General features: G+C 48.5%; 22 protein-coding genes and 1 pseudogene. 3 read left to right on the top strand and 20 right to left on the bottom strand.

All coding sequences use genetic code 11. The annotated features are described in order from the left end of the window. Nucleotides 1-9: 9 nt before the first annotated feature. Nucleotides 10-2,700 (bottom strand): glycoside hydrolase family 78 protein, encoded by a 2,691-nt coding sequence (locus tag BM200_RS06720; protein ID WP_091182868.1) that lies wholly within the window; start codon nt 2,698-2,700, stop codon nt 10-12. 194 nt (nt 2,701-2,894) lie between these two features. Here BM200_RS06720 and BM200_RS06725 point away from each other — a divergent pair, with 194 nt between their 5' ends. Further along, complete coding sequence (locus tag BM200_RS06725; protein ID WP_091182870.1) at nt 2,895-3,761, top strand: AraC family transcriptional regulator; 867 nt, start codon at nt 2,895-2,897, stop codon at nt 3,759-3,761. Between the two features lie 35 nt (nt 3,762-3,796). On the opposite strand, the gene BM200_RS06730 is transcribed toward BM200_RS06725, so the two are convergent. Continuing rightward, complete coding sequence (locus tag BM200_RS06730; protein ID WP_091182872.1) at nt 3,797-4,768, bottom strand: glycoside hydrolase family 43 protein; 972 nt, start codon at nt 4,766-4,768, stop codon at nt 3,797-3,799. Between the two features lie 93 nt (nt 4,769-4,861). Beyond that, nucleotides 4,862-5,749, bottom strand: coding sequence for an AraC family transcriptional regulator (locus BM200_RS06735; RefSeq protein ID WP_091182875.1), 888 nt, complete (start codon nt 5,747-5,749; stop codon nt 4,862-4,864). A gap of 129 nt (nt 5,750-5,878) precedes the next feature. Here BM200_RS06735 and BM200_RS06740 point away from each other — a divergent pair, with 129 nt between their 5' ends. Then, a complete protein-coding gene (locus BM200_RS06740) occupies nt 5,879-6,658 on the top strand; it encodes a phytanoyl-CoA dioxygenase family protein (protein WP_091182876.1) in 780 nt (259 codons plus the stop codon). 42 nt (nt 6,659-6,700) lie between these two features. Here BM200_RS06740 and BM200_RS06745 read toward each other — a convergent pair whose 3' ends face one another. The 16 genes and pseudogenes from BM200_RS06745 to BM200_RS06820 all read right to left on the bottom strand — a co-directional run bounded on the left by BM200_RS06745 (nt 6,701) and on the right by BM200_RS06820 (nt 21,300). Continuing rightward, entirely contained in the window at nt 6,701-7,822 is a 1,122-nt protein-coding gene (locus BM200_RS06745) for an NAD(P)/FAD-dependent oxidoreductase (protein ID WP_091182879.1), read from the bottom strand. An 82-nt stretch (nt 7,823-7,904) separates the two neighbouring features. Then, nucleotides 7,905-8,921, bottom strand: a complete 1,017-nt coding sequence (locus BM200_RS06750) for a potassium channel family protein (protein WP_091182881.1) — start codon at nt 8,919-8,921, stop codon at nt 7,905-7,907. A 75-nt stretch (nt 8,922-8,996) separates the two neighbouring features. Continuing rightward, on the bottom strand, nt 8,997-9,908 hold the full coding sequence (locus BM200_RS06755; RefSeq protein WP_091182883.1) for an NAD(P)/FAD-dependent oxidoreductase: 912 nt from the start codon (nt 9,906-9,908) through the stop codon (nt 8,997-8,999). 99 nt (nt 9,909-10,007) lie between these two features. After that, nucleotides 10,008-10,394 carry an Rrf2 family transcriptional regulator gene (locus BM200_RS06760; RefSeq protein WP_091182885.1) on the bottom strand — a complete coding sequence of 129 codons (387 nt, stop codon included), beginning with the start codon at nt 10,392-10,394 and terminating at the stop codon, nt 10,008-10,010. Nucleotides 10,395-10,679: 285 nt separating this feature from the next. Beyond that, nucleotides 10,680-11,897 (bottom strand): Ger(x)C family spore germination protein, encoded by a 1,218-nt coding sequence (locus tag BM200_RS06765; RefSeq protein WP_091182887.1) that lies wholly within the window; start codon nt 11,895-11,897, stop codon nt 10,680-10,682. Then, the gene (locus BM200_RS06770) at nt 11,894-13,255 is read right to left on the bottom strand and encodes a spore germination protein (protein WP_091182890.1); all 1,362 of its coding nucleotides are present in this window, start codon (nt 13,253-13,255) and stop codon (nt 11,894-11,896) included. Before BM200_RS06770 ends, BM200_RS06765 begins: the two co-directional genes overlap by 4 nt. After that, nucleotides 13,236-14,360, bottom strand: coding sequence for a GerAB/ArcD/ProY family transporter (locus tag BM200_RS06775; RefSeq protein ID WP_091182894.1), 1,125 nt, complete (start codon nt 14,358-14,360; stop codon nt 13,236-13,238). Before BM200_RS06775 ends, BM200_RS06770 begins: the two co-directional genes overlap by 20 nt. Further along, the gene (locus BM200_RS06780; protein WP_091182895.1) at nt 14,341-14,577 is read right to left on the bottom strand and encodes a hypothetical protein; all 237 of its coding nucleotides are present in this window, start codon (nt 14,575-14,577) and stop codon (nt 14,341-14,343) included. The genes BM200_RS06775 and BM200_RS06780 overlap by 20 nt, the downstream gene beginning before the upstream one ends. 104 nt (nt 14,578-14,681) lie before the next feature. Then, nucleotides 14,682-14,867, bottom strand: a pseudogene (locus BM200_RS06785) (RNA polymerase sigma factor); the annotation flags it as partial. A gap of 129 nt (nt 14,868-14,996) precedes the next feature. Then, nucleotides 14,997-15,602, bottom strand: coding sequence for a pentapeptide repeat-containing protein (locus BM200_RS06790; protein ID WP_091182898.1), 606 nt, complete (start codon nt 15,600-15,602; stop codon nt 14,997-14,999). Nucleotides 15,603-15,733: 131 nt separating this feature from the next. Next, the gene (locus tag BM200_RS06795; protein ID WP_091182900.1) at nt 15,734-16,300 is read right to left on the bottom strand and encodes a TetR/AcrR family transcriptional regulator; all 567 of its coding nucleotides are present in this window, start codon (nt 16,298-16,300) and stop codon (nt 15,734-15,736) included. Between the two features lie 121 nt (nt 16,301-16,421). Further along, complete coding sequence (locus tag BM200_RS06800; protein WP_091182903.1) at nt 16,422-17,183, bottom strand: SDR family oxidoreductase; 762 nt, start codon at nt 17,181-17,183, stop codon at nt 16,422-16,424. A 260-nt stretch (nt 17,184-17,443) separates the two neighbouring features. Beyond that, on the bottom strand, nt 17,444-18,409 hold the full coding sequence (locus BM200_RS06805) for an acetylxylan esterase (RefSeq protein WP_091182906.1): 966 nt from the start codon (nt 18,407-18,409) through the stop codon (nt 17,444-17,446). A 43-nt stretch (nt 18,410-18,452) separates the two neighbouring features. Beyond that, nucleotides 18,453-18,983, bottom strand: coding sequence for a cysteine hydrolase family protein (locus BM200_RS06810; protein WP_091183567.1), 531 nt, complete (start codon nt 18,981-18,983; stop codon nt 18,453-18,455). An 84-nt stretch (nt 18,984-19,067) separates the two neighbouring features. After that, the gene (locus BM200_RS06815; protein WP_425434535.1) at nt 19,068-19,829 is read right to left on the bottom strand and encodes a sulfite exporter TauE/SafE family protein; all 762 of its coding nucleotides are present in this window, start codon (nt 19,827-19,829) and stop codon (nt 19,068-19,070) included. A gap of 7 nt (nt 19,830-19,836) precedes the next feature. Beyond that, nucleotides 19,837-21,300: a carboxylesterase/lipase family protein gene (locus tag BM200_RS06820; protein ID WP_091182948.1), complete on the bottom strand. Its 1,464-nt coding sequence runs from the start codon at nt 21,298-21,300 to the stop codon at nt 19,837-19,839. A 132-nt stretch (nt 21,301-21,432) separates the two neighbouring features. On the opposite strand from BM200_RS06820, the gene BM200_RS06825 reads away from it, so the two are divergent. Beyond that, on the top strand, nt 21,433-22,323 hold the full coding sequence (locus tag BM200_RS06825; RefSeq protein WP_091182954.1) for a LysR family transcriptional regulator: 891 nt from the start codon (nt 21,433-21,435) through the stop codon (nt 22,321-22,323). Here the strand turns inward: BM200_RS06825 and helD are convergent. Continuing rightward, a complete protein-coding gene (helD, locus tag BM200_RS06830) occupies nt 22,308-24,746 on the bottom strand; it encodes an RNA polymerase recycling motor HelD (protein WP_175532759.1) in 2,439 nt (812 codons plus the stop codon). The two genes, BM200_RS06825 and helD, sit on opposite strands and share 16 nt — an antisense overlap. Between the last annotated feature and the right edge of the window lie 66 nt (nt 24,747-24,812).

A 24,812-nucleotide genomic window follows, 5' to 3' on the forward strand; every position in this document is an offset into this window, starting at 1 on the left:
TTTTTTCGATTATGCGGTAACTTTTGCAGCAGTCTGAATGCGATAAGTTCCCGAACCAAGCGTCAGCACCAGCTTGCCGTCATGTTCTAGGAAATGAAGCACGCCTTGAGCTTGATGGATTGCGGAACCGTTAACCGAGATGGCAGCTTGGGATGCTTCCTGCAGCCTCACTTCGGCTGTCGTATTCGGAGGCACTTCGAACTCGTACGTCACCGCACCTTCGTCACCGACACGCCATTCGCTGCGGATTAAGCCATATGCCGATTTATAAGTAGCTTTGGCAAAGTTAAGTCCCGAATCCGGGCGCGGACGGAGGAGAATCCGCTTATAACCCGGCTCCGATTCATCCAGATCAAGTCCGGCAACAACTCTATACAGCCACTCCCCAATCGAGCCGTAAGCATAATGATTGTAAGAGTTCATATCGTCGCTCCAGAATGTGCCGTCTGCCTTGATTCCGTCCCAATGCTCCCAAATCGTTGTTGCGCCTTGATGAATCGAATACAGCCAAGATGGATAATCCTCCTGCTGCACGAGCTTGACAGCCACATCATGGTGGCCGTTCTCCGTCAATACATGACACAGATACGGGGTGCCAACAAAGCCGGTCGTCAGATGGAATTTCTGTTCCGTGACATATTCGGCGAGCGTTTTTGCCAGCCGTTCACGAACCGTCCCCTCAACGAGACCAAACATTAACGGGAGTACATGCGCCGTTTGGGTATGTGCTGCAAGCCGTCCATTAGGGGTGATAAATTCCCGCTCGAATGCCTCGATGATCCGATTATACAATTCGCGGTACGTTCTGACGTCCTCAGTGCGGCCAAGCACCTCTGCAGTTTGAACAAACAACTTGGTAGAATAAGCATAGAAGCAGGTTGCGATCAGATCACGAGGCGTTGCTCCCACATAATCGCCTTCCTTGGCATCCAGCCCCAGCCAATCGCCGAAGTGGAAGCCGGTATTCCACAAGTGCTCATCCTGCCCTTGCTGACGCATGTACTCCACCCATGCCTTCATGCTGTCATATTGCTCTTCGAGAACTCTCTTATCTCCATAGCTCAGATAGACGACCCACGGACAAATGACTGCAGCATCGCCCCATGCAGCGGAAGAATACGAGCCTTGATCCAGCACATGCGGAACAACGAAGGGGACTCCCCCGTCATTGCGTTGATCGGCCTTCAGATCCCGAAGCCATTTAGCGAAAAACGGTGCAACATCATAGTTAAATGCCGCCGTGCGAATGAACACCTGCGCATCGCCGGTCCATCCAAGCCGTTCATCCCGCTGCGGACAGTCGGTTGGTACATCAAGGAAATTGCCGCGTTGTCCCCAGATGATATTTTGCTGAAGCTTGTTAAGCAGAGGATTAGAGCATTCGAAGGTTCCGGACGGTTCCATGTCGGTATGAATGACATGACCGGTGAACGTATCTAAATTCAGCGGAGCTTGCTCCGGCCAGCCTTCTACCTTCACATAACGGAAACCCTGGAAGGAGAAATGCGGCTCATATTCTTCTCCTCCCCCTTTGCAGACATAACTGACGGTCTGCTTCGCTTTACGCAGATTGCCAATATAGAAGTTGCCTTCCCGATCAAGAACCTCGGCATGCTGGAACGCAAGAGCGGTACCGGCTGGCAAATCTACGCGGAAATGAAGACGTCCAACCATATTTTGCCCCATATCCAATACGGTTTCACCCGATGGTGTCTTTATGAGCTCAATTGGCTTCAGCTTTTCTGTTATTCGTACAGGTTCATTTTCCTGCATAACAAGGATTTCCTTGGAATGTGCCACTTCAGCAACTTCTGTCCAGTCCTTGTCTTCATAAGCGGTCTCCGTCCATCCTGTCTTCTCCAAGCGGGCATCATAGGTCTCGCCATGATACAGCTCGGACATCAGAATGGGGCCGGTAGAAGCACGCCATGACGGGTCCGTGCACACAACCTCGGACGTTCCGTCATCATAATCAATATGCAATTGAAGCAGCAAAGCGCGTGTATTGCCATAGATGCTTTTCTGGTTATTCCAGGCCAAATCGCCCTTATACCAACCGTTTGCAAGCGATGCTCCTATGGCGTTACTCGTTCCGGCGAGGATTTGCTGGGTTACATCGTAAGCTTGTACCTGGAGTCTGCTAGAGTAACTCGTCCAGCCCGGCGTGAACTGCCAATCACCGACGCGCTGACCGTTCAGCTCCAGTTCATATAATCCAAGCGAGGTGGCATACACAGTCGCACGGCTGATGCTGCTGCGTGTATGGAAAGTTGTTCGGAGGAGGAAGATCTCCTCCGCTTGCGGATCAATAGCTGTGCTGTCAGGCGTAATCCACGCTGCTTTCCAATCCGAGACGTCCAGCAATCCCATTTCCCAATAGGCTGCTTCGCTCCAGTCTGATTCGCGGCCTTTGTTGTCCCAAACTTTAATCTGGTAATAGTAACGACCTCTTGATTGAAGCGGCTGGCCGCCATACTCCACGAGTACGGATTGATCGGATTCTACTCTGCCGCTGTCCCATACAACCGCCTTCTCATCTACACCATCAAATCCGCAGGATACTTGAATCTGATACGCAAGCTGCAACACATGAACATCATCGGTTTGGAGCTGCCAGCTGATTCTGGGCGTCCTGACGCCAAGTCCAGTAGGATTGTACCGGTATTCGCAGCGCAGGTGCGTCACTTGTAACAAAGTCATATTTTGAAATCCCCTTCCATCATCACTTATATGCCCAATCTGACGTTGGCATCTGTACCTTGATTGTATGGCAAGTTAGAACCCCTTTCAGGGGATGATTCGGACATTTTTATAGGTGGATCTGGACTTCTTGCAAACGGTTTCGTACGATGGAGAAAGATACTCGCAGGTGGTTATAAAGGAGGGGGAAGAAAATGAGCATTAAGCGCAGCACGTATGTTATGACCGGAGATTCATACTTCGAGCCGGGGGTTCCGATCTACGTGAACCGTGCTTATGAAAGCTTCGATATGAACGAGCATTCACATGAATTTGTCGAGATTACGTACGTCAGCGAAGGTGCTGGCGTTCATTATATTGCCGGGGAGACTGTACCTGTAGAGCATGGTACCTTATTTTTTATCCCTGTCGGGCAAAGTCATGTCTTCCGTCCCACAACGCCAAAAAAAGACCGGCCCCTAATCGTCTACAATTGCTTGCTGCCGGCTGCGTATTTTTCCGAGCTTCGAAATAGCTTTCCGCATGCATCGGTCATTTATGACGGTTTTGATGAGGGGTCCTGGTTCTCGATGAAGGATACGACCGGAGAATATCATGCGATGTTCCGCGAGCTCTACCAGGAATTTTCGGCCAAGCCGCCAGGTTACTTCGTTATTCTGGCCTCTCTTGTGATGCGGATCTTAACCGGAATGTACCGGCACAGGCTGCAGATCGCTGCCCCTGCCGGAGACCGTCCGCAATGGTTAACAGTCGATGAAGCCATCGCTTACATCGACTGTAATTATGCCGCTGAACTTAAGCTTGGTGAACTTGCAACGCAAGCAAGACTTAGCGAACGGCAATTCAGCCGCTTATTCCGCCGTCAGACGGGAATGAGCTTTATTGAATATGTGCAAAGCATCCGTATGGATGCGGCATGCCGGCTCCTGATCTCCAGCCATAGCAGCGTGGAAGACATAGCTGGCGCGGTCGGATATGCAGATCTCAAGTTTTTCTACCGGCTGTTCAAGAAAAAAACCGGGGTTACCCCCCGGCTCTATCGTGAAGCGATGAGGAATTAGCCATTCAAGACAGCGCTTTCCGTTCACCCTTTCATTTATTTAATCCGGAACGAATCTCCGTCGTCGACTACATCATAAATTTTGCAGCGGGATTCCGGCATGCGGAATGGCGAGTGCAGGATGAGCTTCCATTCCCCGGCAAAGGTCTGGAATAACATGCCATGCCCGCTGTCATCGTAGACAAGCGGCTCCAGCTGCTCCCACGGTCCTTCCAGCTTGCCCGTTGTTGAACGTGCAATCGTCTGAACGTAGCTGCCCTTCTCGTACGTTGACCATAACATAACCAGCCGGTTGTTCTTCGTCCGGTATAACTGGCAGCCGTCTGTTACAAACACGGATGGCGAACCGTCCTCCTTATGATCACCATTATCCCAAGGGGCTTCCGAACCGTTGAAGAGATGGATCGGATCCGAAGCACGGTCCGTCAGGTCGCTTGTTAATTGAACCGCTTCTACCGTGCCATCGGCTGTCTGAACCCATTCATGACAGTAGACCATCCAGGGAATGCCCTCTTCATCCACATACAAGGAACCGTCCAGCGTCATATGCTCTTCCGGCGGCACCGGTGCATCAAGCTTTATTATCTCGAAAGGCCCTTCTAACGAATCCGCTACCGCAATAACCGATCCCCTCCATTGAAGCGGGTAACCGCCATGCCCTTGACCTTCCAGCTTCTTGTCATTATTATGCAGCGTAACAAACAGATAATAACGGCCGTTATAGGCATGAACTTCTGGTGCCCATGCACCATGTTTCGGGTTAGCCCAGATGCCGTCGGGAATCGTGAAGACTACATAAGGCCCCTCCCAACTGACCAGGTCCTTGCTTTTATACGTAAGAACGCCATACCTGTCCATCCCATGTATTCTCGGGCCGCCGCCCGTGTACAAATAATAGGTTTGTGTAGACGGGTCAGCTGCCACGTACGGATCATGCGCCGGAATATCCGCCAGCTGATGGCCTGCACTTGGGTTTGCAATGTCTGAAGCGGTGTTATACACGTTCATATCAACAATCCCTTCCTATGGGTTGTAATCCTTATGAACATTTCTTTATAGATACTGCGATTCCTTTAGCTGTCCTTACATTTTCTATAAAAGCTAATCCAGATGCACCCTCCTGTACTCGCCAGGCGGAATTCCCATCCGTTCGGTAAATACGTTTGTAAAATAATGAACCGATTGAAATCCCGAATGAGCGGCAATTTCCTTGAGCGGAAAGATCGAAGTCTTCAGCATCATTTCCGCATGCTTTAGCCGTTCATTACGCAAATAAGTCAAGAAAGTATCTCCCCCGTCCAACTGAAACAGCCTGGACAGCTGCCTAGTTGACAGATTCATATACTCTGCAACCTCCTCAATCTTAAGCGGTCTTGACAGATTATCTCTGATGTATTGCTTGGACTGGCGAAGAACGGCATATCGGGTGGAATCCGTTGGCTTGGCCGGGTTTGGCTCGGAGACATCCCTCTCATAGCCCAGCGGCCGCACCAGACTTGCCAGCAGGAGGCCCGCCATCGTTCTCAAATCTTCAATCTCGTGATAAGGCTGGGTTGAAGCATGGTGATACAAGCCCAGCCAATAATGAATAGCCCGATCATCAAGAGCATCCTTGAATACCACATCACCGGTTTCCAGATTCTCCCCATACCGTACATACTCTTCTTCACGTGAACCAAGCTGGTCAAGTTCATAGGCCACATAGATTAGACACATTCCCGTCTCGCTGCGGATTTGATGCCAAACACCCGGCCGGGATACGAACAACGTTCCTGCATGCAGGTCATAGACCGTATCCTCATCCTGATATTCACCTTCGCCCGTCATTACGTAACACACTTCATAGAAAGAGTGCTTGTGCACATGATTGCTGTAATGCAGCTGTCTCCAGTCCCAATAATGGACCCGGAAAGCGAGTGTGCTCGTACGGCAATAGGTGAGCATCTCATTTAGAAAACGGCTGCCGTTATTAATAGCCTCGACATTCAATAAACTCACCGCCTGGCGCAAATTCTTAAAAGGATGGCTTTTTTCGCTAAATACACTAGCTGCCTTCAATCCTATAATCAAAGTATAAGTAACCGCTTACCTATACTTCAAGACGAGGAGCGAAAAAAAATGATTAATCAAGCTGATGTAGATTTTTATAAAGAAAATGGCTATTTGCTTGTCCGGGGTGTATTCTCTCAGCAAGAGGTTGGAGAAATGAGAACGGCACTGGACGGTATCCTTAACCGTGCCGCTCAATCCAAGTTCGATTCGAATGCCACCTGGCAAGGTGACTACCTTCCTCCCGATCAGTTGAAGAAGCTTGTTCTGAAAGGCTTCCATGATGTGCAATACCAGGATGCAGCCTTTACTCGCGCAGCCATCCATGCGAATATGGCGGCGGTCTTATCCCAATTGATTGGTCCTAACGTTCAGCTTCATCATAGTAAAATGCTCGTAAAACCGCCTGAAAATGGCGCTGCGTTCCCTCTTCATCAGGACGCTCCATACTTCCCGCATGCCACGCATTCCATGCTGGCGGCAAGCGTCCATCTGGATGATTCCGATATGGAGAACGGCTGTCTCTGCGTTATTCCCGGCAGCCACAAGAACGGCATGATGCCGCATGTCGGCCGTCATTACCTGGATCACAGAGAATATCCGATCACGATGGCGACGCCTTGCCCTGCACAAGCCGGGGACGTTCTTTTCTTCAACTATTTGACCATTCATGGCTCGGACATTAACCGCAGTACCCGCAACCGCCGCAATGTACTCTTCCAATACCGCGATCCGATGGATCTTCCAACGGCAGACGTTCACGTGAACTGGGGCCAAGGCCTAATGGTATGCGGAGAAAATCCGACTTACCGCGAATATCATGCAAACTATACCCTTCAAGCTAAATAAAATCATGAAAAAGGCAGCCCTCTCAGGCTGCCTTTCCTCTTTCTAGCAGAGCGCTTTACATACATCATAATCGCCAGCATCAATCTCTAACTCCATCCCTAATGCCAGCTTGGCTAACTGGCTTCCGATGAATGGCCCGGCTGTTAAGCCAGAAGCGCCCAGTCCATTGCCTGTGAGCAGATTATCCCAGCCTGGGACCTCGCCAAATACGGGCAGAAAATCAGCCGTGAATGGCCGGAACCCGACTCGCACTTCCAGGAACGTGCTGCCTGCAAGCTCCGGAGCGAGCGAAATCCCTTTATTCAAGATTTCCTGCATCCCGCCAGCCGTAATCCTTGTATCGTAACCGGAAATATCATTCTCATGGGTAGCTCCAATGACGATTCTTTGTTGATCAAAGGCAAGCAGATATTGGTCCGTTGGCGGCATAATAACAGGCCAATTGTCTGTCTGTTGATCGCAATTCTCAAGCTGAACATGCATAATCTGGGCTTTCTGATAGCTTACCTTGAAATCAATTCCAAGAGGCTGAAGCAAGGATCCCGCCCATGCCCCCGCACAAACAATAACCTTGTCTGCCATGTAATTCTCTGTACCAACAGAGACCCCTGTCACATGATCCGATTCATATTTAATCACGGCATCCCCGTAAATAAGCTTCGCGCCATTGCGCAGAGCGGAACGGATCAAGGCATCGCGCAGCGCCCGGCCGTCCACTCGGGCACCGCCGCTAATATGGACAGAAGAATATCCGGCTGCGAGCAGAGGGAACTGTTCTACGGTCTCTTTCTCATCGAGACAGGTGATGGTGCCGATTTCCGGTGCATCCTCCAGCCTTTGAACAGCACGCTCCTCCATTTTTGCTACTTTATCGGAATCCATATGTACGCTCAAGGCGCCAACCCGGGCATAACCGGTATCCGTTTCCCCTTCGGCTTCAAGAGCTGCGATTAACTCCGGATAGTATCGTGCACCGGATTTGGCAAGCTGATACCACGCTTTGTTGCGCCTTTGGGACAGCCAAGGGCAAATAATGCCGGCTGCGGCATCCGTAGCCTGTCCCTTGTCTTTACGATCTATGATTAGAACCTCAGCTCCCGACTTAGCCAGCTGATAGGCTGTTGATGCGCCAAGGATTCCCGCGCCAATAACGATGACTTTCATGCCTAACTCTCCTTCCTTCTGTACCTATTATAGCGGTAAGCATATAAAAAACGACAGCGAATCGCTGCCGTTTTCTCCGGATTCATTTCCTTAGGAGCTTATGATAGGTCTGTTCGTCCGATACAACAAATAATCTGGCATCCGCTGGAATAGGTTCATTCAATTTACGGTTGATCCCGAGATCCCCTCTGTCGGACAGAAGGGTTGCACCGTACTCCAGGGTGCCGTGGAAAGCATCTTTGTATGTTTTCCACTCCGGCCTAACCGGAATTTCATAGATGTCGTCCCCTACTTCCCGCCTGATCAGCTGGTTAATGATTTCCGAGCTTCCTTGTTGAAGCGCTGCCCTTACCGCAAGCCTGGAGACGGCATCATACGAGAGGACAAAATCATTCACGTGAACATGGCGGAAGTTCTTGGTGTTCTTGTCCTGCGTAATCTCCACCGTAGTATGTACGCTTGGATGCAGCCGCTCGATACTGGAGGCAATCAGAAGGGTCTTTCCGTCAGCCAGCGCGGGTTCGTCAATCCGTGTATCTGCAAAGATAATAACCGCCTTCGCCTGCTTGATCATCGCTTTCTCCAGTACTTCCTCAGATGACGGGTCTCCGCTTATAAAGTGGATCTCATGACGATCTGTGACCGGATGCTTATCCGATTCATCTATAATGACAATATGCGAGGACGGCGAGAAAGACAGAATCTCTTCAATGGCATACTGGGCTTTTTTGCTCCAGTTAATAATAATAATGTGATCTTTCCCGTGAAAATTCAATTTCCCTGCCTCCCAATGCTTATAGATGGTAGATAAGAGATCTATGATTTTGCCCATAATCAAGCTTAGCAGACCAATTCCAAAGACATAAATAAAAAGGGTAAAGATCTTTCCGGCTAAAGTTTTGGCAAAATAATCGCCATAGCCAACCGTGGCCATCGTGGTCATGACCCAATACAGCGCATTAAACCACGTATGGAAGGTAGACGGCTCAAGGGCATATGCGATGCTGGCACTGCCGAATACAAAGGCGATGACCATGATGAAGATGGTCCGGTTAGGCACCCGCATTACTTTCATCATCGTCCTTATAAAAAAAGGCAATTCACAGTCCTCCTCCAGACTAATTACGGATAGATTGCTGTTAGATTGTATTCGGCATAGCCTGCGCATTTCCTTTTATAACAATTGCCAATTCTCTTCCGTCAGTTCCCCCATCACCGACATTGCTGCTTTGCTGCCGGAAGCGGCGGCGTAAATTAATTGGGAAGGCATCACGTAGGCGGTATCCCCGGCTGCAAACACGCCTTCGGCAGTTGTCTTGCCCATAGCATCTATCACAATTCCGCCGTTGTCCTCGGTTTGATAACCCAACGCCTCTTTGAAATCGATCTTAGAAATTTGAGCGGGGTCAATGAAGCCTCCGCTGCGCTCAATGAAACTGCCGTCTGTGAAATGAACCTTCTCCAGCATGCCATTTTGTCCGGTTAGCGTGGCTATTGGCGTATCGATCACGCGAATCCTTCTTGCTTCAAGCTGCTCCCGCTGATCTGAATTAAGAATGTCTGCCGCTCCATTCGTGCACACGATCACGTCCCGGCTCCAATTCTGAAGAAGCTTCACTTTATGGAATGCCATCGGATTGTCCGAGATAACGACAAGCGGTTGATCCCTTAGCTCCCAGCCGTCACAGAACGGGCAGGCAAACAAGCTTTTCCCATAATAATCGGCAACTCCTTCAATGTCCGGAAGCTTTTCCTTCAAACCGGCAGCCAATATAACCTTCCTTGCCTGTATTTGTTCCCCCGCCTTGGTGTAAATGGTAAAACCATCCTTTGTTCTCCGGATATCTGTCACATCTGTTTCCCAATGCTGTACCGTTGGGTAACCTAGGACTTCTTCATAGGCAATGCGGCGGAATTCTGCCGGCTCAACACCGTCTCTCGTAATAAATCCATGGGAAGCGTGCGTGACCATATTTCTTGCCTGGCTGTTGTCGAAGAGCGCCACCTTCCTTCTCGCTCTGCCAAGCACCAGCGCGGCATTTAGTCCCGCGGGACCGCCTCCAACAATCGCAGCATCATATTTCATTTCCTTTTTCCCTCCAAATTGTTTTATAGACTTTATAGACTCTTAATATCTGTAATAAGGGTAAAAATAAACATTGCCCCTTAGGACAAGGGCAATGTGTTATCTCAACAACAGATCGACCAGCTTCGTATCCTTGAGCTTTTGCTCCATCGTATTTTCGGCCGACATCATCACCTGATGAATGCGGCACTCCGGATTCCCGCTGCTGCAGCATTCGAAGAGCGAAGTTGTACCTTCGATGGCATGAATGACATCGAGAAAAGAAATGTCTTCCTTCTTGCCTCTAAGCCGGTATCCGCCATTGGCGCCGGTAGCAGACTCAATCAGTCCCGCTTTAACCAGCTTTGTCAGTATTTTCGACAGGTATGTTGGAGAAACCCCCTGCCGATCGGCAAGCTGTTGAACGCCTACCGGTTTATCCGGCGCTGCAGCAACCATAAAGGCCATGGTGTGAAGAGCATAATTCGTCGCTTTTGAATATTTCATGTTGATCTCCTAATTACAGACTTTATGTATCTATAATAACTACAATCAAGCGGAGCCGTCAAGATGCTTTACTTTTACAAATGGCTGAGCACATAACCTAAAGCGATTACACTTATGATTATCGCAATAATGCTTAACACTAGGGCGATAACCAGTATTTTTGAAGTGTACTTCATTCTCGGCCTCCCGTCTATATGCATTACTTCTATAAACGTTTAGTGCACAAGGTTTGTTGCTTTGCTTCCGGTCAACAACAAAACAGCCGGATATCACGGCTGTTTAAGCTCAATACTTTTTATTTTTAATCCGATTGGTAAACGGCTCTCCTCTTATGCCGGAACGCTGAACATTCACCCTTACTTCAACTTCTACATCAGCGCGGGCAAATTCTTCATTCCAACGGTCCTTCACCTCTTTGAACTTTTTATAATCGGATATCCGTAATTTCTCGCCAAATCCGAAGATATCGGATTTATATTTTGTCTGCATGTTGATAATCGTGGCTGTAAGTTCTTTCTCAATCGTGCGATCCAACTCTTTGTTAATCTTTGTATATTCAACGGACTTGCCGGTAAAATAATTAGCGCATTGAATCGAGTTAATCGTTCCTGTGGCATGCATATAGACTTTCAAGACCGGTTTATTCTGCCGATACATGACTTTTTTGTTCACGGCAATATACTGAAGTGCGCTGCTTATCGTTTTTTGGGCATCACAGCTATAATTGTATATCGTGTTTTTTGCCTGATTTTGAAGAACGATCACATTTCTGGCTTCTCTATCCTTTAATTCACCTACCATCTTGTCCTCCCGGAAGACGGCAATCGCATGCAAATCCATCTTTGTTTGCTTATCCAGCTGTTTAGCGTAATCCATGGACTCCGCTTTATCGCTCGGGTTCGTAATTTGAGCGACCGGAAGAATGGGATTGCGTCCGGATTGGGTGAGATTATTAATGAATTGCAGCAAAGAAGTCGGGTAATTGCCTCCAACCTTCTCATGCAATTCATTTAATTGCATGAGAATTCGAAAGGACGGAATCGTTAGGCTTGGTGATGTCGTGGAGAAAATAGGCTTCATCGCCTTATCTTTTACCGCAATCAGGGTAAGGTTGTTACGAATCTGGTCGAAGCGGTCGGCAAAATCCAAATAATCGTAATCCCCTTCTCGCAGGAGTTCATCATCGATAGCAATTAATTGCATATGACTGAACTCCGGTTTGAGCGGTATTTCTTGCGAGATAGCACTGATCGCGCCGGATAAAGCATCCGCTTCATTATCAAACAGAAAGGAATTGGAGATGTTCTGGCGTTTCGTCTCCGTGAATTCGGAAGGATTGATCCCTTCGAAATAAAAGTGGTAACGAAACTTCTCGCCTTTGGCAATACCAACTGCGGTTATGACAAGTAAATTGCCAGGCTCGATCCGATCGGCACATCCTCCAAGCGTCATCATCAACACCGTACACACCAATCCGGCCAGAAGCATTCGAAGTTTAATCATAACAATGACCTCTTACTGTTCATTTGAAAATAAGGGTAACCGAAGGAACGCTGATTAACCAAGTACGCAAACAGGATAACGCAGCCAAGGAATACGCCAAAGATACCAAGTATACTTGCAATCCCGATGAATACGAAACGCAGCAATCGGATACTAAAAGCAAAGTTGTAATAAGTGAAGGCATAGCTGCTTAATCCGGTTAAGGCAACGATGATAACGACCACAATCGAGACAACACCGGCCTGCACCACTGCTTCGCCAATCACCAAGGCCCCTACGACGGTCAGGGCATTGCCTACAACTTTCGGCATTCGGACGGAACCTTCTCTCATAATCTCAAATGCCGCTTCGACTAACAATAATTCGATGACGGAAGGAAACGGCAGATTACTTCGAAGACCGGCAATTACAATAGCCAAATTAATGGGAATGATCTCATAATTAAAATTGATCACCCCAATGTAAATACCCGGCAGCAATAGCGTTATAAAAAACGCGCAATATCTCAGAAGCCTCATAAACAACATCATTGCAGCCGGAACATAAGCATCCTCAGGCGATTTAAAAAAATCCTGGAATACAGCCGGCAAGATAATGCCTTGCGGACTTCCCTCCATAAAAACAACAGCTCTGCCTTCGAGCAGCTGGGCGACACAAGAGTCCTGGCGCTCATTAATCATAAGTGTCGGGAAAAAATTCGCTTTCTTGTCGTCTCTTAATCCTTCCAGCAAGTGGTTAAGTGTCGCAACCTTCTTGCCTTCCATCCTTTGAATTCTTTGTCTGGCTTCCTGAAGCAATTCTGGTGCAATCACGTCATCCAGATAGACAAGCACTGCTCCTGTAACCTTGTCGCTCGAAAGGTCATAAGATTCAATCTGAAGGGATTTGGTGCGCAATACTCTTCGCATTATACTGATATTGGTTTCAATCGACTCCGTGAAAGCAATTTTAGGTCCATAGATGCTCTGTTGAATTTCCGGTTCGCTTATTGACCGTTCCGTGTAACCTCCAATTTCGATAGACAGTGCTTCGTATTCGCCTTCCACCAGGATACAGACGGAGTTTTTATTTAATTGGCGCGCAATTTGGATCCAATCGGTCAAATACATATAGTTGATGGAGGCAAGCGCTGCAGCACGGAACTGCTCCAGACTTTCTGCCTTCCCGGCATGTTGACTAAACGGCAGCATAAGCTTGCTGGACAAGTTCGCACTCCCGACCAGACTGGAATAATAGAGAATCCAGCACTTTCGTTCGTTGAACATTACAGGCACCTTAACAAAATCCGTTGTTTTGCCAAAGGAATGCTCGAAAGTCGATTCAAGCTCTTCCCATGTTTTATACAATAGACCGGTCATTCTGTTTCCTCCATCTGGACTTGATAAGAATGAGGATGAGCAATAGAGCAGGAATAACGAACTGGAGCGGAATATGGATAAAGACCGGAATAAAGCCAAGTCCCACTATAATATGTTCCGACATATTGTTGGAGACATAGTAGGATATTACGGTCGTTAACAGAAGATAAGGGATGATCAGACTCTTATATGCTTTTCCCGTATACCAGACCACGCCTTGAAGGGCGGCGTAAGCAAATATGCACACCTTTACAATCGCGGCAAGCATAATGGCAAAAATGACAAGCATTTCGATTCGTTCTATGAAGTTGCCAATGGAAATATTTCTCGCTGCGCTTACAAGCGGGAACAATGCACGCTCCCGAATCGATGGTCCAAATGTGATCAGCTCAATGAGGATTGTCAATGTAATCAAAAGCCCCGAGATGAGCACGGAAAAAACCCCTGCACGCACGACCTTGCCGGGCAGGTTCGGGAACATGGTGCCGGCAAATGCGGTAAACGCAATAAGCTCACCAAAAGGGAATTCCATAACTTGCGTAAAGGTTGATGGCAACAATGGCCCAATGCCATCACCCATGATCGGCAGCAGATTGTGGAAATCAAACTGACCGTCGGCAATTACGAGTACAACGAACACGATAAAGATAGCCGCAACCGTATACCCGAAGATGACAAACAGGTTAATGAAATTTTGCTCCCCGATCCATAACACGTACATGACGGTTGCCATAAAGCATAATGTGATCCATTCCAAAGGCACGGACGGAAGTACGGCATTGGTAATCAGTTCGGAGAAGTCACGCATATCACGAGCGCAGATATAGATAAAATACGTGATATAAATGACTCCCAGTATTGAGCCGCCTGCCTGGCCTAACGATTGCTTGAATAAGCTGTATATCGTTTTTTGCTCCGAATGACGGATGATGTACAAAAACCACCAAAAGAGGAACATGCCGATGAAAGTACAAATAAGAGGTACAATCCACGCATCACGACCAACGTCTGTCGCCAGATTCATCAATATCGCTGTTCCTTCAATAAATAGGAAGATTACAACAGACAGTTGAAACGGCGAATAGCTATCCATTTTTTTGATCACGGAGTGCTTCCCTTCCGTCGCCTGGCTTTTTCCGTTCTTTCCAATCCATTACCGCGCAATAAATAATGGCAGTAATCATAAGCAGAATGGCAACTACGAGCTTTTTGCTCTGAGAATACATCACTAGAAAGTTCCACTGCTCGTTCTGAAACAGACACAAAATATCCAGTGCAGTAACCAGAAGAAACATAAGAATAAAGAAGTACGTTCGCTTCATGTCCGCTCTCCCCCTATTTATTTCCTTAGGATGCCATGGGTTCTGGAAAAACATGCACAAAAAAAGAGCCATGCAAATGAATCCACGACTCTTTGGGCTAGATACTTTACTTGCCCGATTTGCTCATACAGCTTTACGATCATATCCTCCAGAGCATCCATGGCGTCTGCTTCATTCTTCATATAAGAATAGGCCAGCCGATAATACGCGTCTTTCTCTGCCATTATTAATTGCAGCAAGGCCTCCTTGTCCCCTTTTTTCGCTTTCTTCACTTGCTTGACGAGCTTCATGTTGTCACCTCTCTTTTACTCTAAGAGCATCGGCCGGCCCAAAAGGTTCATTTCATCCGAAAAAAATTATTATCTATTCTTCAATCGCGTTATGTTGCCAAAATAAAAAACCGCGTTTCCGCGGTTTCCTTATTTCACCTTCGCTCCGTGCGACATCGCAAACAAGACCGTTTGCTCCCGATCCATTCTTACGCCGGCAACCGAGAAGCTTTTGAAATCGACACCGTCTAATTTGGCCCCTCTTACATCCGTATCCTGCAGCTTGGCTTTGGACAGCACCGCCATCGTCAGATCACAGTCGCGCAAATCCGCTTTCTCGAGATTGGCGCCGGACAAATCCGCCTCATGAAATTTGATTCCGCGCAGATCCTGTTTGACCAGACGCGCATGCCGCAGGTTTGTATAAGACCAATCCCCTTGAATAATGCTGATCCCATCCATCGTGGAGTTGGTAAAATCCGACCCGGTCATCTTGCAGGCATCAAATTTCACGACAAACAGATTTGCTCCGTTAAAGTTGCAATTCTCGAATGCAGACTCCTTATGAATCGAACCATTAAGCATCGCTCCGCGGAAATCACATTCAATAAACCTGCAGTTTGCAGATGTCAGCTCATCGAGTGAACCATTGGCGAAGGAGCAGCGGTGAAACGTACAGTTGATGAGCTCTCCAAATCTTAAATCTTGCGCACCGAAATTAACGCCTGTATATGGTTGATCACTATATTGAAACATCTTTTTCCTCCCATGCAACTTCATACGTATTTTACTATAGCACACGGCTGTCAAGCCCCCGTATGAACGCTCGTGAAAGTCAAGCCATTTATTTTTCTATATAAAATAAATAAGCCGCGTTAGGCCGCGGCTCATTTTACAGGTGCTTGGTACATCGTTTTCAAGATTGAGCTAAGCTGCTCACTCATATGCTCAGGAGTTTGACTGAAGCCTTCTTCGCTCCACTGAATGAGCAGGCCCATTATCGCATTCACTTGATAAGCAATTACAAACATATTACTCAATCCGCTTGCCCCGGTGCTTTCGATCATTAGCCCCTTAATCTTCTCAAACAAGGAGTAGTAATAGGATATCGAAGATTTTTTGTCAAACACGATCTCATAGAATGGCTGATACTTCTTTACATGGTGGAAAATCCGGATCGTTGCCGGATCCAGCAGGCTGTGATTCATTTCCGTTACATGCTTGTAAGGCTCGTAATATGACTCCTCCAGATCCTTGAGCAGATAATGGAGATGCTCGTCAAACAATGCGCCTACATCGTTGTAATGCAAATAAAAGGTGCCTCTATTTACACCCGCCTCACGGCATAACATGGAGACCGAGATCGATTCCAATGTCTGCTTCTTCAATAAGGCAAGCAATGCCTGATGCAAGGCTCTCTTCGTCTTTACAATCCTCAGATCATTCTCATTCATGTCCTGCTACACCTCATGACTATCGGTTTATCGCAAATTCCAGTCCTATTAGTATAGCATCATCTGAGCAGAAAAAAAGTTGCAAACCTAACGGCTCGCAACTTCATTGATAGCTAATAGATTAGAATGCCGAAGTCCAGCCTGCGTCAGCTGCAAGAACAATACCGTTCACGAAGCTGGATTCATCCGATGCCAGGAACAAGGCCACTTGTGCAATTTCCTCCGGTTGTCCAATGCGGGGAATGACGCCTTGCGTCACTTTTGTACGGGATGCGCCAAACTCGTTCACATTGTTCATTGAAGCCGTGATGTTAGTCATTGTAGCACCCGGAGCGATCGCATTGCAGCGAATTCCTTTTTGAGCGTACATGAAGCCTGTGTTCTTCGTAATCCCGATTACGGCATGCTTCGAAGCCGTGTAAGCCGCACCTGCATGCGCACCGCTGAAACCGCCGGTCGACGCCGTATTAATAATAACGCCTTTGCCCTTCTCCAGGAAGATCGGGAGCGCTTTGCGAATCGCGCGCATTACCGCTTTTGTGTTAACGTCAAAGATCAGATCCCAACGGTCATCCTCCACGTCGCCAATAGCCGCCATGTTATCCATAATACCTGCGTTATTAACCAGAATATCAAGTGTTCCGAATTCTTGAACAGCTGTGTCGATCATCGTATGAATATCGTTCAGATCTGCAACGTTTGTTTTTACGGCAATAGCTTGTCCGCCGCTTGCTTTAATGCCTGCAACTACCGCTTCTGCGCCTTCCACATTCAAATCCGAGACAACTACCTTTGCCCCTTCTTTTGCGTACAGCTCAGCAATTGCTTTCCCCATGCCCGATGCAGCCCCGGTTACGACCGCTACTTTACCTTCCAAACGCATAACAAATCCCTCCGCATAAGTAAAAGTTATTGTACAGTTGTTCATTTAAATTATAAATAAGTAATAGACAGTTTGTCAAATAAAGAACAGTTGATTATGTATGGGACCACGACAGCTATAAATGTCCAATATTGCAACTCTGGTTGTATGCTTGGACGTATCGGCGAAAGTTATTCACAAGCTGCCTTTGATCTAATGCAAAAAAACGGAGCTTATGCCAACAACATTCGTTGTTCATAAGCTCCGTATTGTATGCACTCTTATTCAAACCACTCGCTGAAATGCTTGGCCAAATACGCCAGCTTTACTTCTGTCTGCCTGGAGCCGCCGCCCTCATGTCCGTTAAACGGATAGACGATGATCTCCTTCTCCGCTTGAATGCGGTTATACGTGGCAAAGTACATTTGAGCCGGACAAGTCTCATCCTTGAGCGCAACCGATGCGAGAACCGGGCAGGTAATCCGGTCTGCAAGATTCATCGTATCGAAGTAGCTCAAATTATCGACGACAAGGTCGGTCTGTTCCGGATGCCGCTTCAAATATTCGGCCACCGCACCAAAAGCTCCGTGGTTGCCTTCAATCCTTGCGACCAGATTACTGTTGCTTGGTACATCCACCATCGCCAGCTTTGGACGGCTATCCAGCGCGACAACAGCCATGCCCAGTGCGCCGCCCTGGCTTCCGCCTTCGATTACGATTTTCCCGGCATCGATGTCGGACTGCGCAATGGCGAAATCGATGGCCTTCAAACAGTCCATATAGGCATAACGGTAGTAATACTCCCATTTGTTATGTACACCTTTGCTAGCGACATTCGAGAGAAAACCATGTGAATAACTGGTGCTGTTGCCAGTCGGACCGCCCTGATCCCGGCAATCTACCGCCAGGACAGCCATCCCCATCATTGCCCAATGCATGTGCTCCGAAGGTTTCCCGCGGCTCCCCGAGAAACCATGATAATGAATGAGGCATGGATAGGATGCTTTCTTGAGAAAGGCCGGGATAATAAGCCAGCCGCGAATTCTCGTATCATCCAGACCATTATAGGCAATATCATAGACTTTAACATGTTTGCTCGGATAGTCTATCTCCGTCCGTTCAGGCTGCAGCGGAACACTCTTCGCCTGCTCGATTGTTGCGGTCCAGAACGTATCCAGATCATCTTTCCCCGTTAGTGGAGGAAGGTATTGATATAAGTCCTTTGTTACTTCTTCAATGTAACCCATCCGGAGACCCCTTCGCTTTTCATGTGATTAATGATTAATCCCATTAACTAAATTCAATGGCCGACGTATCCTTCACTTTCGCAAAGATACCAAATGCGTCATTGTGTTGTTCGATAATTTGTTCAGCCGTGAGGGGGCCTTGTCCAAACGTACTATGGGCATCCTTTACGACCGTCACGTCATAGCCCAATTCGACTGCTCGGCGGCAAGTGGCGTTAATGCAATAATCCGTCTGTAAGCCGGACAGGACAAGCTTCTTGATTCCTTTTGCCGCTAACTCCTGCTGCAGATTGGTCTCATAGAAGGAGTCAGGTTCGCGCTTCTGGATGATCAGATCCTGTGCAGCCGGGGGCGTAACCGCGGAGTGAATCTCCCAGCCAGGAGTATTTGTTTGGAGCGGCGTTCCTTCTGCTTCATTATGCTGGACATAAATGACGTTAATCTGGCTTTCTCTCGCCTTCGCAAGGAGTACGTTAATACGGTCTAACAATTGGTCAGCTGCATGGAGAGGCTCAGCCTCCTCAAACATCGCTTTCTGTACATCGATAACCATCAAAGCTGTATCTTTGCTCATACCCATAATCAGCCTCCTTAATTACCATTTAGGATAAGTAAGAAGTTCGCTTCTGACCAGCGGGTATCCTTTATAAAAAAGCAATTATATCAGCAAAATTGAAGCACCAAGCATCGGCGTCAGCACCATGCAAGTCTTGAGCATGACCACCGGCACACGCTTCGTGAATTTGGCGCCGACATAAGAGCCCAGCATCGTGCCGATGACGACTGCTATCAGCAACTGAATGTCCAGATAGCCAACCGAGTAGTAGCCGGCTCCCCCCGCCAGTGCAATAGGCATAATGACAAGCATCGTTGTCCCCGCGGCAAACCGCATGGACAAGCCTAGAATAAGCATAAGTCCCAGCTGTATAAACGGCGTTGAACCGATCCCGAACAAGCCGGACAATGCCCCGGTTATCAGCCCTATAGCGGCAGCGGACAAATAGAACTTCATCCCCTTTGCCTGCATGGGTGCTGATTCCGCCTTCCCGGCATGTTTTGCCTGATAGGCCATTCTGAACCAGAGCGCCAGTCCGGAGCTGAACAGCATCCCCGAAGTCATCCAGCCTAATTGATCCTCCGGAATAAAGGAAGACCAGCTGGAGCTGGCCCAGGCGCCAATCGCTCCTGCCAGACCAACGATGCCCCCCGTCTTCAGCATCATGTTCCCTTCGCGGTAATGGCTGACGGACCCCGATAAAGAAGAAAAGAACATAGCAGCAAGTGCCGTTCCTAAAGCCGTATGAATCGGATAACCGAACACAACGGTCAAGATCGCGATAATAAAGCCGGATCCCCCTGCCCCAACAAAGCCTAGTAGAAGTCCAAGAAGAAGCATCGTAGCTGTCACTTCGACCAGCATCATTGCTTTATGCCCTCCAAACCTGATGGGCTATTCCGATCGGCGGCGTCAGGCTTTCCTGAACATAGCTTTTTAAATCCAGCATCATGACGGATTGAGTATCGTTATACACCGGCCAATCAGGTAATACGGAGATATTCGGGTTACCGTTGTGAACAAAAGCATTCCAGGCCGATCGCATGCTGGTAGCCAGCTCCGAAGCTTCTGCTTGCACATAGTGCGGATCGGCGGATAGGGTAGCCGAATCACGTGTTGGATCCTCCATATAATGAATCAAGCTTCCTTCATAGCCATGTGTTGCACCTAAAGTTCCCCCGTAAGCAAGCCTATACATCCATACAGAAGAGCCCGTTACTGCAATCGCTTCTGCCAGCTGCAAACAGCCAATCGTATAGAGATGCTCGGACAAAGCTTTACTCCATGCCTTGTCTACGGGCAATGTCTCGGAGTAGCGGGTGAAGGTGTCCCACACAACAAGCTGGTTTTCACCAAACAATCTCTCCAGAGTGCCCGCATCCGGTTTCTGAAGCCCGGTATCGTAATAAATAAACATGGTTGCTTCATCCTCGTTGGTTCCGATCAGCAGCGGAGGCAGATTTCCCTCTTCCCTTATGGAGGCAAGAGGATCAAGCGGAATTTGGATGCCGTCCGCAACCGGACCAAACATATGCAAATTTCTCGAGGTATCCGATCCTACCTTCATTTGCGCTTCAATCAGCTGATCAGCGGGAAGCTCCAGAAGCTTCGCAGCCTCCTCCGGCTGAAGCCCCAAAGCTTCTAATAGCCTGCCAGTCGTTACTGCAGCAGTCTTCTTATCGCGTATCGATTGCGTTGCGCCGCTTTGCGCAATAGCCTGCCGGAACAATCCTTTGGCTGCTTTCATGGTATACAGAGTCGCCGTGCACTTGGCGCCTGCGGAATTACCCAATACGGTAACACGGGCAGGATCTCCGCCAAACGCTGCGATATTCGCCTGTACCCAGCGCAGTGCCTCGATGATATCCAACATGCCGTTATTTCCCGAAGCCGCGTATTCTTCTCCCAGAATATCTCCCAAGTAAAGAAAGCCTAACGCTCCCAGGCGATAGTTGAGGGAAACGTAGACGATGTCATCCTCGGCGGCATACCGGGAACCGTCACAATCTGCGCCTTTCCCGGAGGTAAAGCCGCCTCCATGAATATAGACCATTACTGGGCGAGGCTGATCTGCCGGACCGGTTGTCCATACATTCAAATTCAGGCAATCCTCTGAATGCTCGAGCCCCGGCAAGAAGCTATTCGGGTCATTGTACTGATGAGCGATTGGACCATACTCGCTGCAATCTCTGACCCCTTCCCATGCAGGCGGAGCCTCCGGGGGCTTGAATCTCAGCTTCCCGACCGGTGCGGCTGCATAAGGAATACCTCTAAATACGTACGAACCGTTTAGTTGAACGCCTTTTACTTGGCCAGATGACGTTTGAATAATCACTTGAGCAATTCTCCCATCCTGTTAGGTGATGTGACCATTATAGTCTTGAGAATCGATAAACTCTAATATATATTTAGGCATAGCAACTATAACTAAAGGGTTATGACGAAACGGAAAGTTAAGGTGAACAAAATGGAACTCCTGCAATTGAAATATTTCCAGACAGCCGCCCGTATGCAGCATATGACGCAGGCCGCCCAGCGGCTTCACATCTCCCAGCCGGCCTTGAGTAAAATGATTGCTTCCCTGGAAGCCGAATTAGGGGTCAAGCTATTCGAGAGAACGAATAAAACAATCCGGCTCAATGAGCACGGCAGGCATTTTCTAAGCAAGGTCGATATTGCTCTGCAGGCCTTGGAAGACGGCAAGCGGGAGCTGAGGGATCTGGCGGAAGCTCCTTCCGAGTTTATTACACTGGACGTTCGGGTCTCCTCCCACCTGCTTCCCGGTCTGCTTGCGGAATACCGCAAATCAAAGCCGGATACGCAATTTCATCTGCTGCAGCATGCCTTGCCCGGTGATCATGCCTTTGAATTTGACTTATGTCTGTCGGACGGCGCCACACCTCCGCCTGACTGCAACTCGGTCTCTTTGCTCCGGGAGTCCATTGTTGTGGCCCTGCCTTCCGACCACCATTATGCCGCGCGGGATCGTATCAGTCTGGAGGAATTGAAGGAGGAAAGATTCATCAGCCTTCCTCCGGGCAAATCGCTCCGTGAAACAACGGATGCGTTCTGCCGGCTTGCCGGCTTCACGCCACATATTCAGTTCGAGAGCGATGATCCTGCCACCGTCCGCGGTCTCATTCGGGCTGGACAAGGTCTAGCTTTCCTGCCAGCCATTACTTGGGGAGGCTCTACCGGGCCGGACGTCGTAACGATTCCTCTGCAGGAAAGTTACTGTGAACGCTCCATCTCTCTTCACTGGCCCAAGGGACGGTATTTGACCCAAGCCTCTGCTTCCTTCAGAGATTGTACGATTCAATACTTTGCTGAGTTGGCGAATGCTTATTCCAAGGCTTGAACCTCATATAATTCTTTGTTCACGGAATTCAGATAAGGTGCCCATTCGCCGTGGATATAGAGATTCAGCAGGTGCATCGCACGAGTACAAGCCGTATAGAAGAGCTTCCGCTCACTTTCACGGTTGTACGCTTCCGATGATGCATCATAGATCAATACGGCATCAAATTCCACGCCCTTAGCCAGATAAGCCGGGATAACCATCGCACCGGTCTCGAAGGTAAGGGTGTCTTTCGTAACGAGACGAATTTCTCCCAGTCCTAACGCTGTCAGTGCCTCATAAGCTTCCTTACTTTCGGCCGCAGTCTTCGTAATAACGGCAATGGAACCAAGGCCTTCTGCTTTCATGGCCTTCAGATCATGAGCGAGTTGACCGATCAGGGAGTTACGGTTATGTGCGGTTGTAATGACCGGCTTCCGGCCTCTTCGGTCGAACGGCTGAATCTCCTCTCCGCCTGGCAGCATGCTTCTTGTGAATTCCACATTTTCCTTGGTCGACCGATAGCTTCTTAATAAAGCGATTAACGAAGTTTCCGATTCTCCGTACAACCTTACGAGTGGCGTATCTCCGCCTTGCAGATTCGTTGACTGCGTGAAGATCGCCTGCCCAAAATCGCCTAATACGGTCATTCGGGCGTTAGGGAACAATCTCTTCAGAAAAGCATATTGGAATGGCGAATAGTCCTGCCCCTCATCTACAAAGATGTGCCGGACGATCGTATTCATCCTGGCTCCTTCAATTAACTCCTTCAAGAACAGATACGGCGTTGCATCCTCATAGTACAGCTCCTCGCGGCCCAGCTTCTCCCGTGTTTGTCTGGCTATCTCAAGCCAATGCGGCGGCACTTCTTCACCATCTGTCATGGCAAGATAGGCCGATTCCTTCTCATCAAACAGCTGGCCGTACAGTCCGTTTATATCCACGAACTTCATCCGCTTCACCATCCGCCGCAGCGGCTTGAAATGCTCTTTCACAATCATTTGGCGAAGCATAACCTCCTGCTGATCCGAAAAGTCGAAGACATTATCCTCTCCCAGATTCTCAAACTTGCGGAGCCGGTCTTGAACCTCAGCATACCGCTCGGATATTTCAAACATTTCCTCGTCGCGCTGGAACTTCTTAAGGAGCTCACTGTACGCCTCAGCGTATTGGTCATTATCGAGGTAATCCAGCTCATCGCCAACCCAGTCTGCCTCCTGCTCCCTGCGCGCAATTCTCTTCAGTTCCTTCAGCAGCCATTCCTGCAGCAGAATAACCCGGTTAGACAGCCTGACGGAAGCATCATAGCTGTAGAATTGCTCTGCTATCTGTTCGGCCGTAATCAGATCGCGATTCTGGAAGCGGATGCCCGTAAATCGCATGCCTTCTTTGCCCAGCCACTCTGCATAGTGCTGAAGGGCATGCAGGAAAGCTTCCGACGCTTTGTAGCGGATACCTTCAATTCTTGCTTCATATCCTTCGGTTTCCTGAGCTGTCAGGACATACTCGATCTGGTCAAACGGATCCTCAAGCTGCATCTCTCCTCCAAGCCAATGTCCCAGATACTCCTGGAAGGTCGTCTGCTGCATATTCTCCTCGCCAAGCTCCGGAAGAACGGTCGATACATAACTGTTAAACATTGAATTAGGCGAGAAAAGAACAATCTGATCGGCCTTCAGCCGCTCCCGGTGTTTATAGAGCAAATAGGCGACCCGCTGCAAGGCTGCCGAGGTTTTACCGCTTCCGGCAGCTCCTTGCACGATCAACATCCGGCTCGAATCATTGCGTATAATTGCGTTCTGTTCCTTCTGAATGGTGGCTACAATGCTTTTCATCTGATTATTGGCGCCTTGACCAAGCACCTGCTGCAGCAGGGAATCGCCAATCGTAACGCTCGCATCAAAGAAATTGATCAGTTCATTGCCTTTAATCTGATATTGCCGTTTAAGTTCCATCGTTCCTGAAATCAACCCGCCTGGTGTTGCATAAGCAGCAGGACCTGGAGAATGGTCATAATAAAGACTTGCAATCGGCGTACGCCAGTCGTAAATCAGGAAATCCATCCCGTCCGATGCAAGGAAGGAAGATACTCCGATATAAACTTGTTCGGTGTGGCCAAGACCTTTCTCCGTAAAATCAATTCGACCGAAATAAGGAGATTGCAACAGCCGCTTCATGTTCTTCCATTGCTGCAGGCGTTTCTGATGGCTTCGCTCCCGTTCGGACAGCAACGCAACCTGCTGTTTGATACTGAAGTAAGATTCCTCGAAATCTTCCTCTGTACTTGTATTAACCGTGACCTCCTCCCAGAAATGCCTGCGCATATCCGATGCCTGACCATACAGCTGATCCACTTCGGGCTGAAGCTCGGCCATGCGCTCCTTCAGCTTTTCCGTCACTTTGTTTAACCGGTCTTGCTCCAGTTTCCATTCTTTCTCCATCATTGCTATACACACTCTCCTTTTCGAAAAAAAATTCGAAAAAAATGATTTGACATTTGAAGACACTGC

This window comes from Paenibacillus catalpae, assembly GCF_900112695.1.
Taxonomy (GTDB): domain Bacteria; phylum Bacillota; class Bacilli; order Paenibacillales; family Paenibacillaceae; genus Pristimantibacillus; species Pristimantibacillus catalpae.

What these genes read in the sequence shown, in the direction of transcription:
- BM200_RS06745 (WP_091182879.1), bottom strand. Translation starts at nt 7,822, where the DNA reads ATGAAAGTCATCGTTATTGGCGCGGGAATCCTTGGCGCATCAACAGCC.
- BM200_RS06810 (WP_091183567.1), bottom strand. Translation starts at nt 18,983, where the DNA reads ATGAGCAAAGATACAGCTTTGATGGTTATCGATGTACAGAAAGCGATG.
- BM200_RS06755 (WP_091182883.1), bottom strand. Translation starts at nt 9,908, where the DNA reads ATGAAATATGATGCTGCGATTGTTGGAGGCGGTCCCGCGGGACTAAAT.
- BM200_RS06725 (WP_091182870.1), top strand. Translation starts at nt 2,895, where the DNA reads ATGAGCATTAAGCGCAGCACGTATGTTATGACCGGAGATTCATACTTC.
- BM200_RS06720 (WP_091182868.1), bottom strand. Translation starts at nt 2,700, where the DNA reads ATGACTTTGTTACAAGTGACGCACCTGCGCTGCGAATACCGGTACAAT.
- BM200_RS06740 (WP_091182876.1), top strand. Translation starts at nt 5,879, where the DNA reads ATGATTAATCAAGCTGATGTAGATTTTTATAAAGAAAATGGCTATTTG.
- BM200_RS06770 (WP_091182890.1), bottom strand. Translation starts at nt 13,255, where the DNA reads ATGACCGGTCTATTGTATAAAACATGGGAAGAGCTTGAATCGACTTTC.
- BM200_RS06760 (WP_091182885.1), bottom strand. Translation starts at nt 10,394, where the DNA reads ATGAAATATTCAAAAGCGACGAATTATGCTCTTCACACCATGGCCTTT.
- BM200_RS06800 (WP_091182903.1), bottom strand. Translation starts at nt 17,183, where the DNA reads ATGCGTTTGGAAGGTAAAGTAGCGGTCGTAACCGGGGCTGCATCGGGC.
- BM200_RS06730 (WP_091182872.1), bottom strand. Translation starts at nt 4,768, where the DNA reads ATGAACGTGTATAACACCGCTTCAGACATTGCAAACCCAAGTGCAGGC.
- BM200_RS06765 (WP_091182887.1), bottom strand. Translation starts at nt 11,897, where the DNA reads ATGATTAAACTTCGAATGCTTCTGGCCGGATTGGTGTGTACGGTGTTG.
- BM200_RS06805 (WP_091182906.1), bottom strand. Translation starts at nt 18,409, where the DNA reads ATGGGTTACATTGAAGAAGTAACAAAGGACTTATATCAATACCTTCCT.
- BM200_RS06815 (WP_425434535.1), bottom strand. Translation starts at nt 19,829, where the DNA reads ATGCTGGTCGAAGTGACAGCTACGATGCTTCTTCTTGGACTTCTACTA.
- helD (WP_175532759.1), bottom strand. Translation starts at nt 24,746, where the DNA reads ATGATGGAGAAAGAATGGAAACTGGAGCAAGACCGGTTAAACAAAGTG.
- BM200_RS06825 (WP_091182954.1), top strand. Translation starts at nt 21,433, where the DNA reads ATGGAACTCCTGCAATTGAAATATTTCCAGACAGCCGCCCGTATGCAG.
- BM200_RS06790 (WP_091182898.1), bottom strand. Translation starts at nt 15,602, where the DNA reads ATGTTTCAATATAGTGATCAACCATATACAGGCGTTAATTTCGGTGCG.
- BM200_RS06780 (WP_091182895.1), bottom strand. Translation starts at nt 14,577, where the DNA reads ATGAAGCGAACGTACTTCTTTATTCTTATGTTTCTTCTGGTTACTGCA.
- BM200_RS06795 (WP_091182900.1), bottom strand. Translation starts at nt 16,300, where the DNA reads ATGAATGAGAATGATCTGAGGATTGTAAAGACGAAGAGAGCCTTGCAT.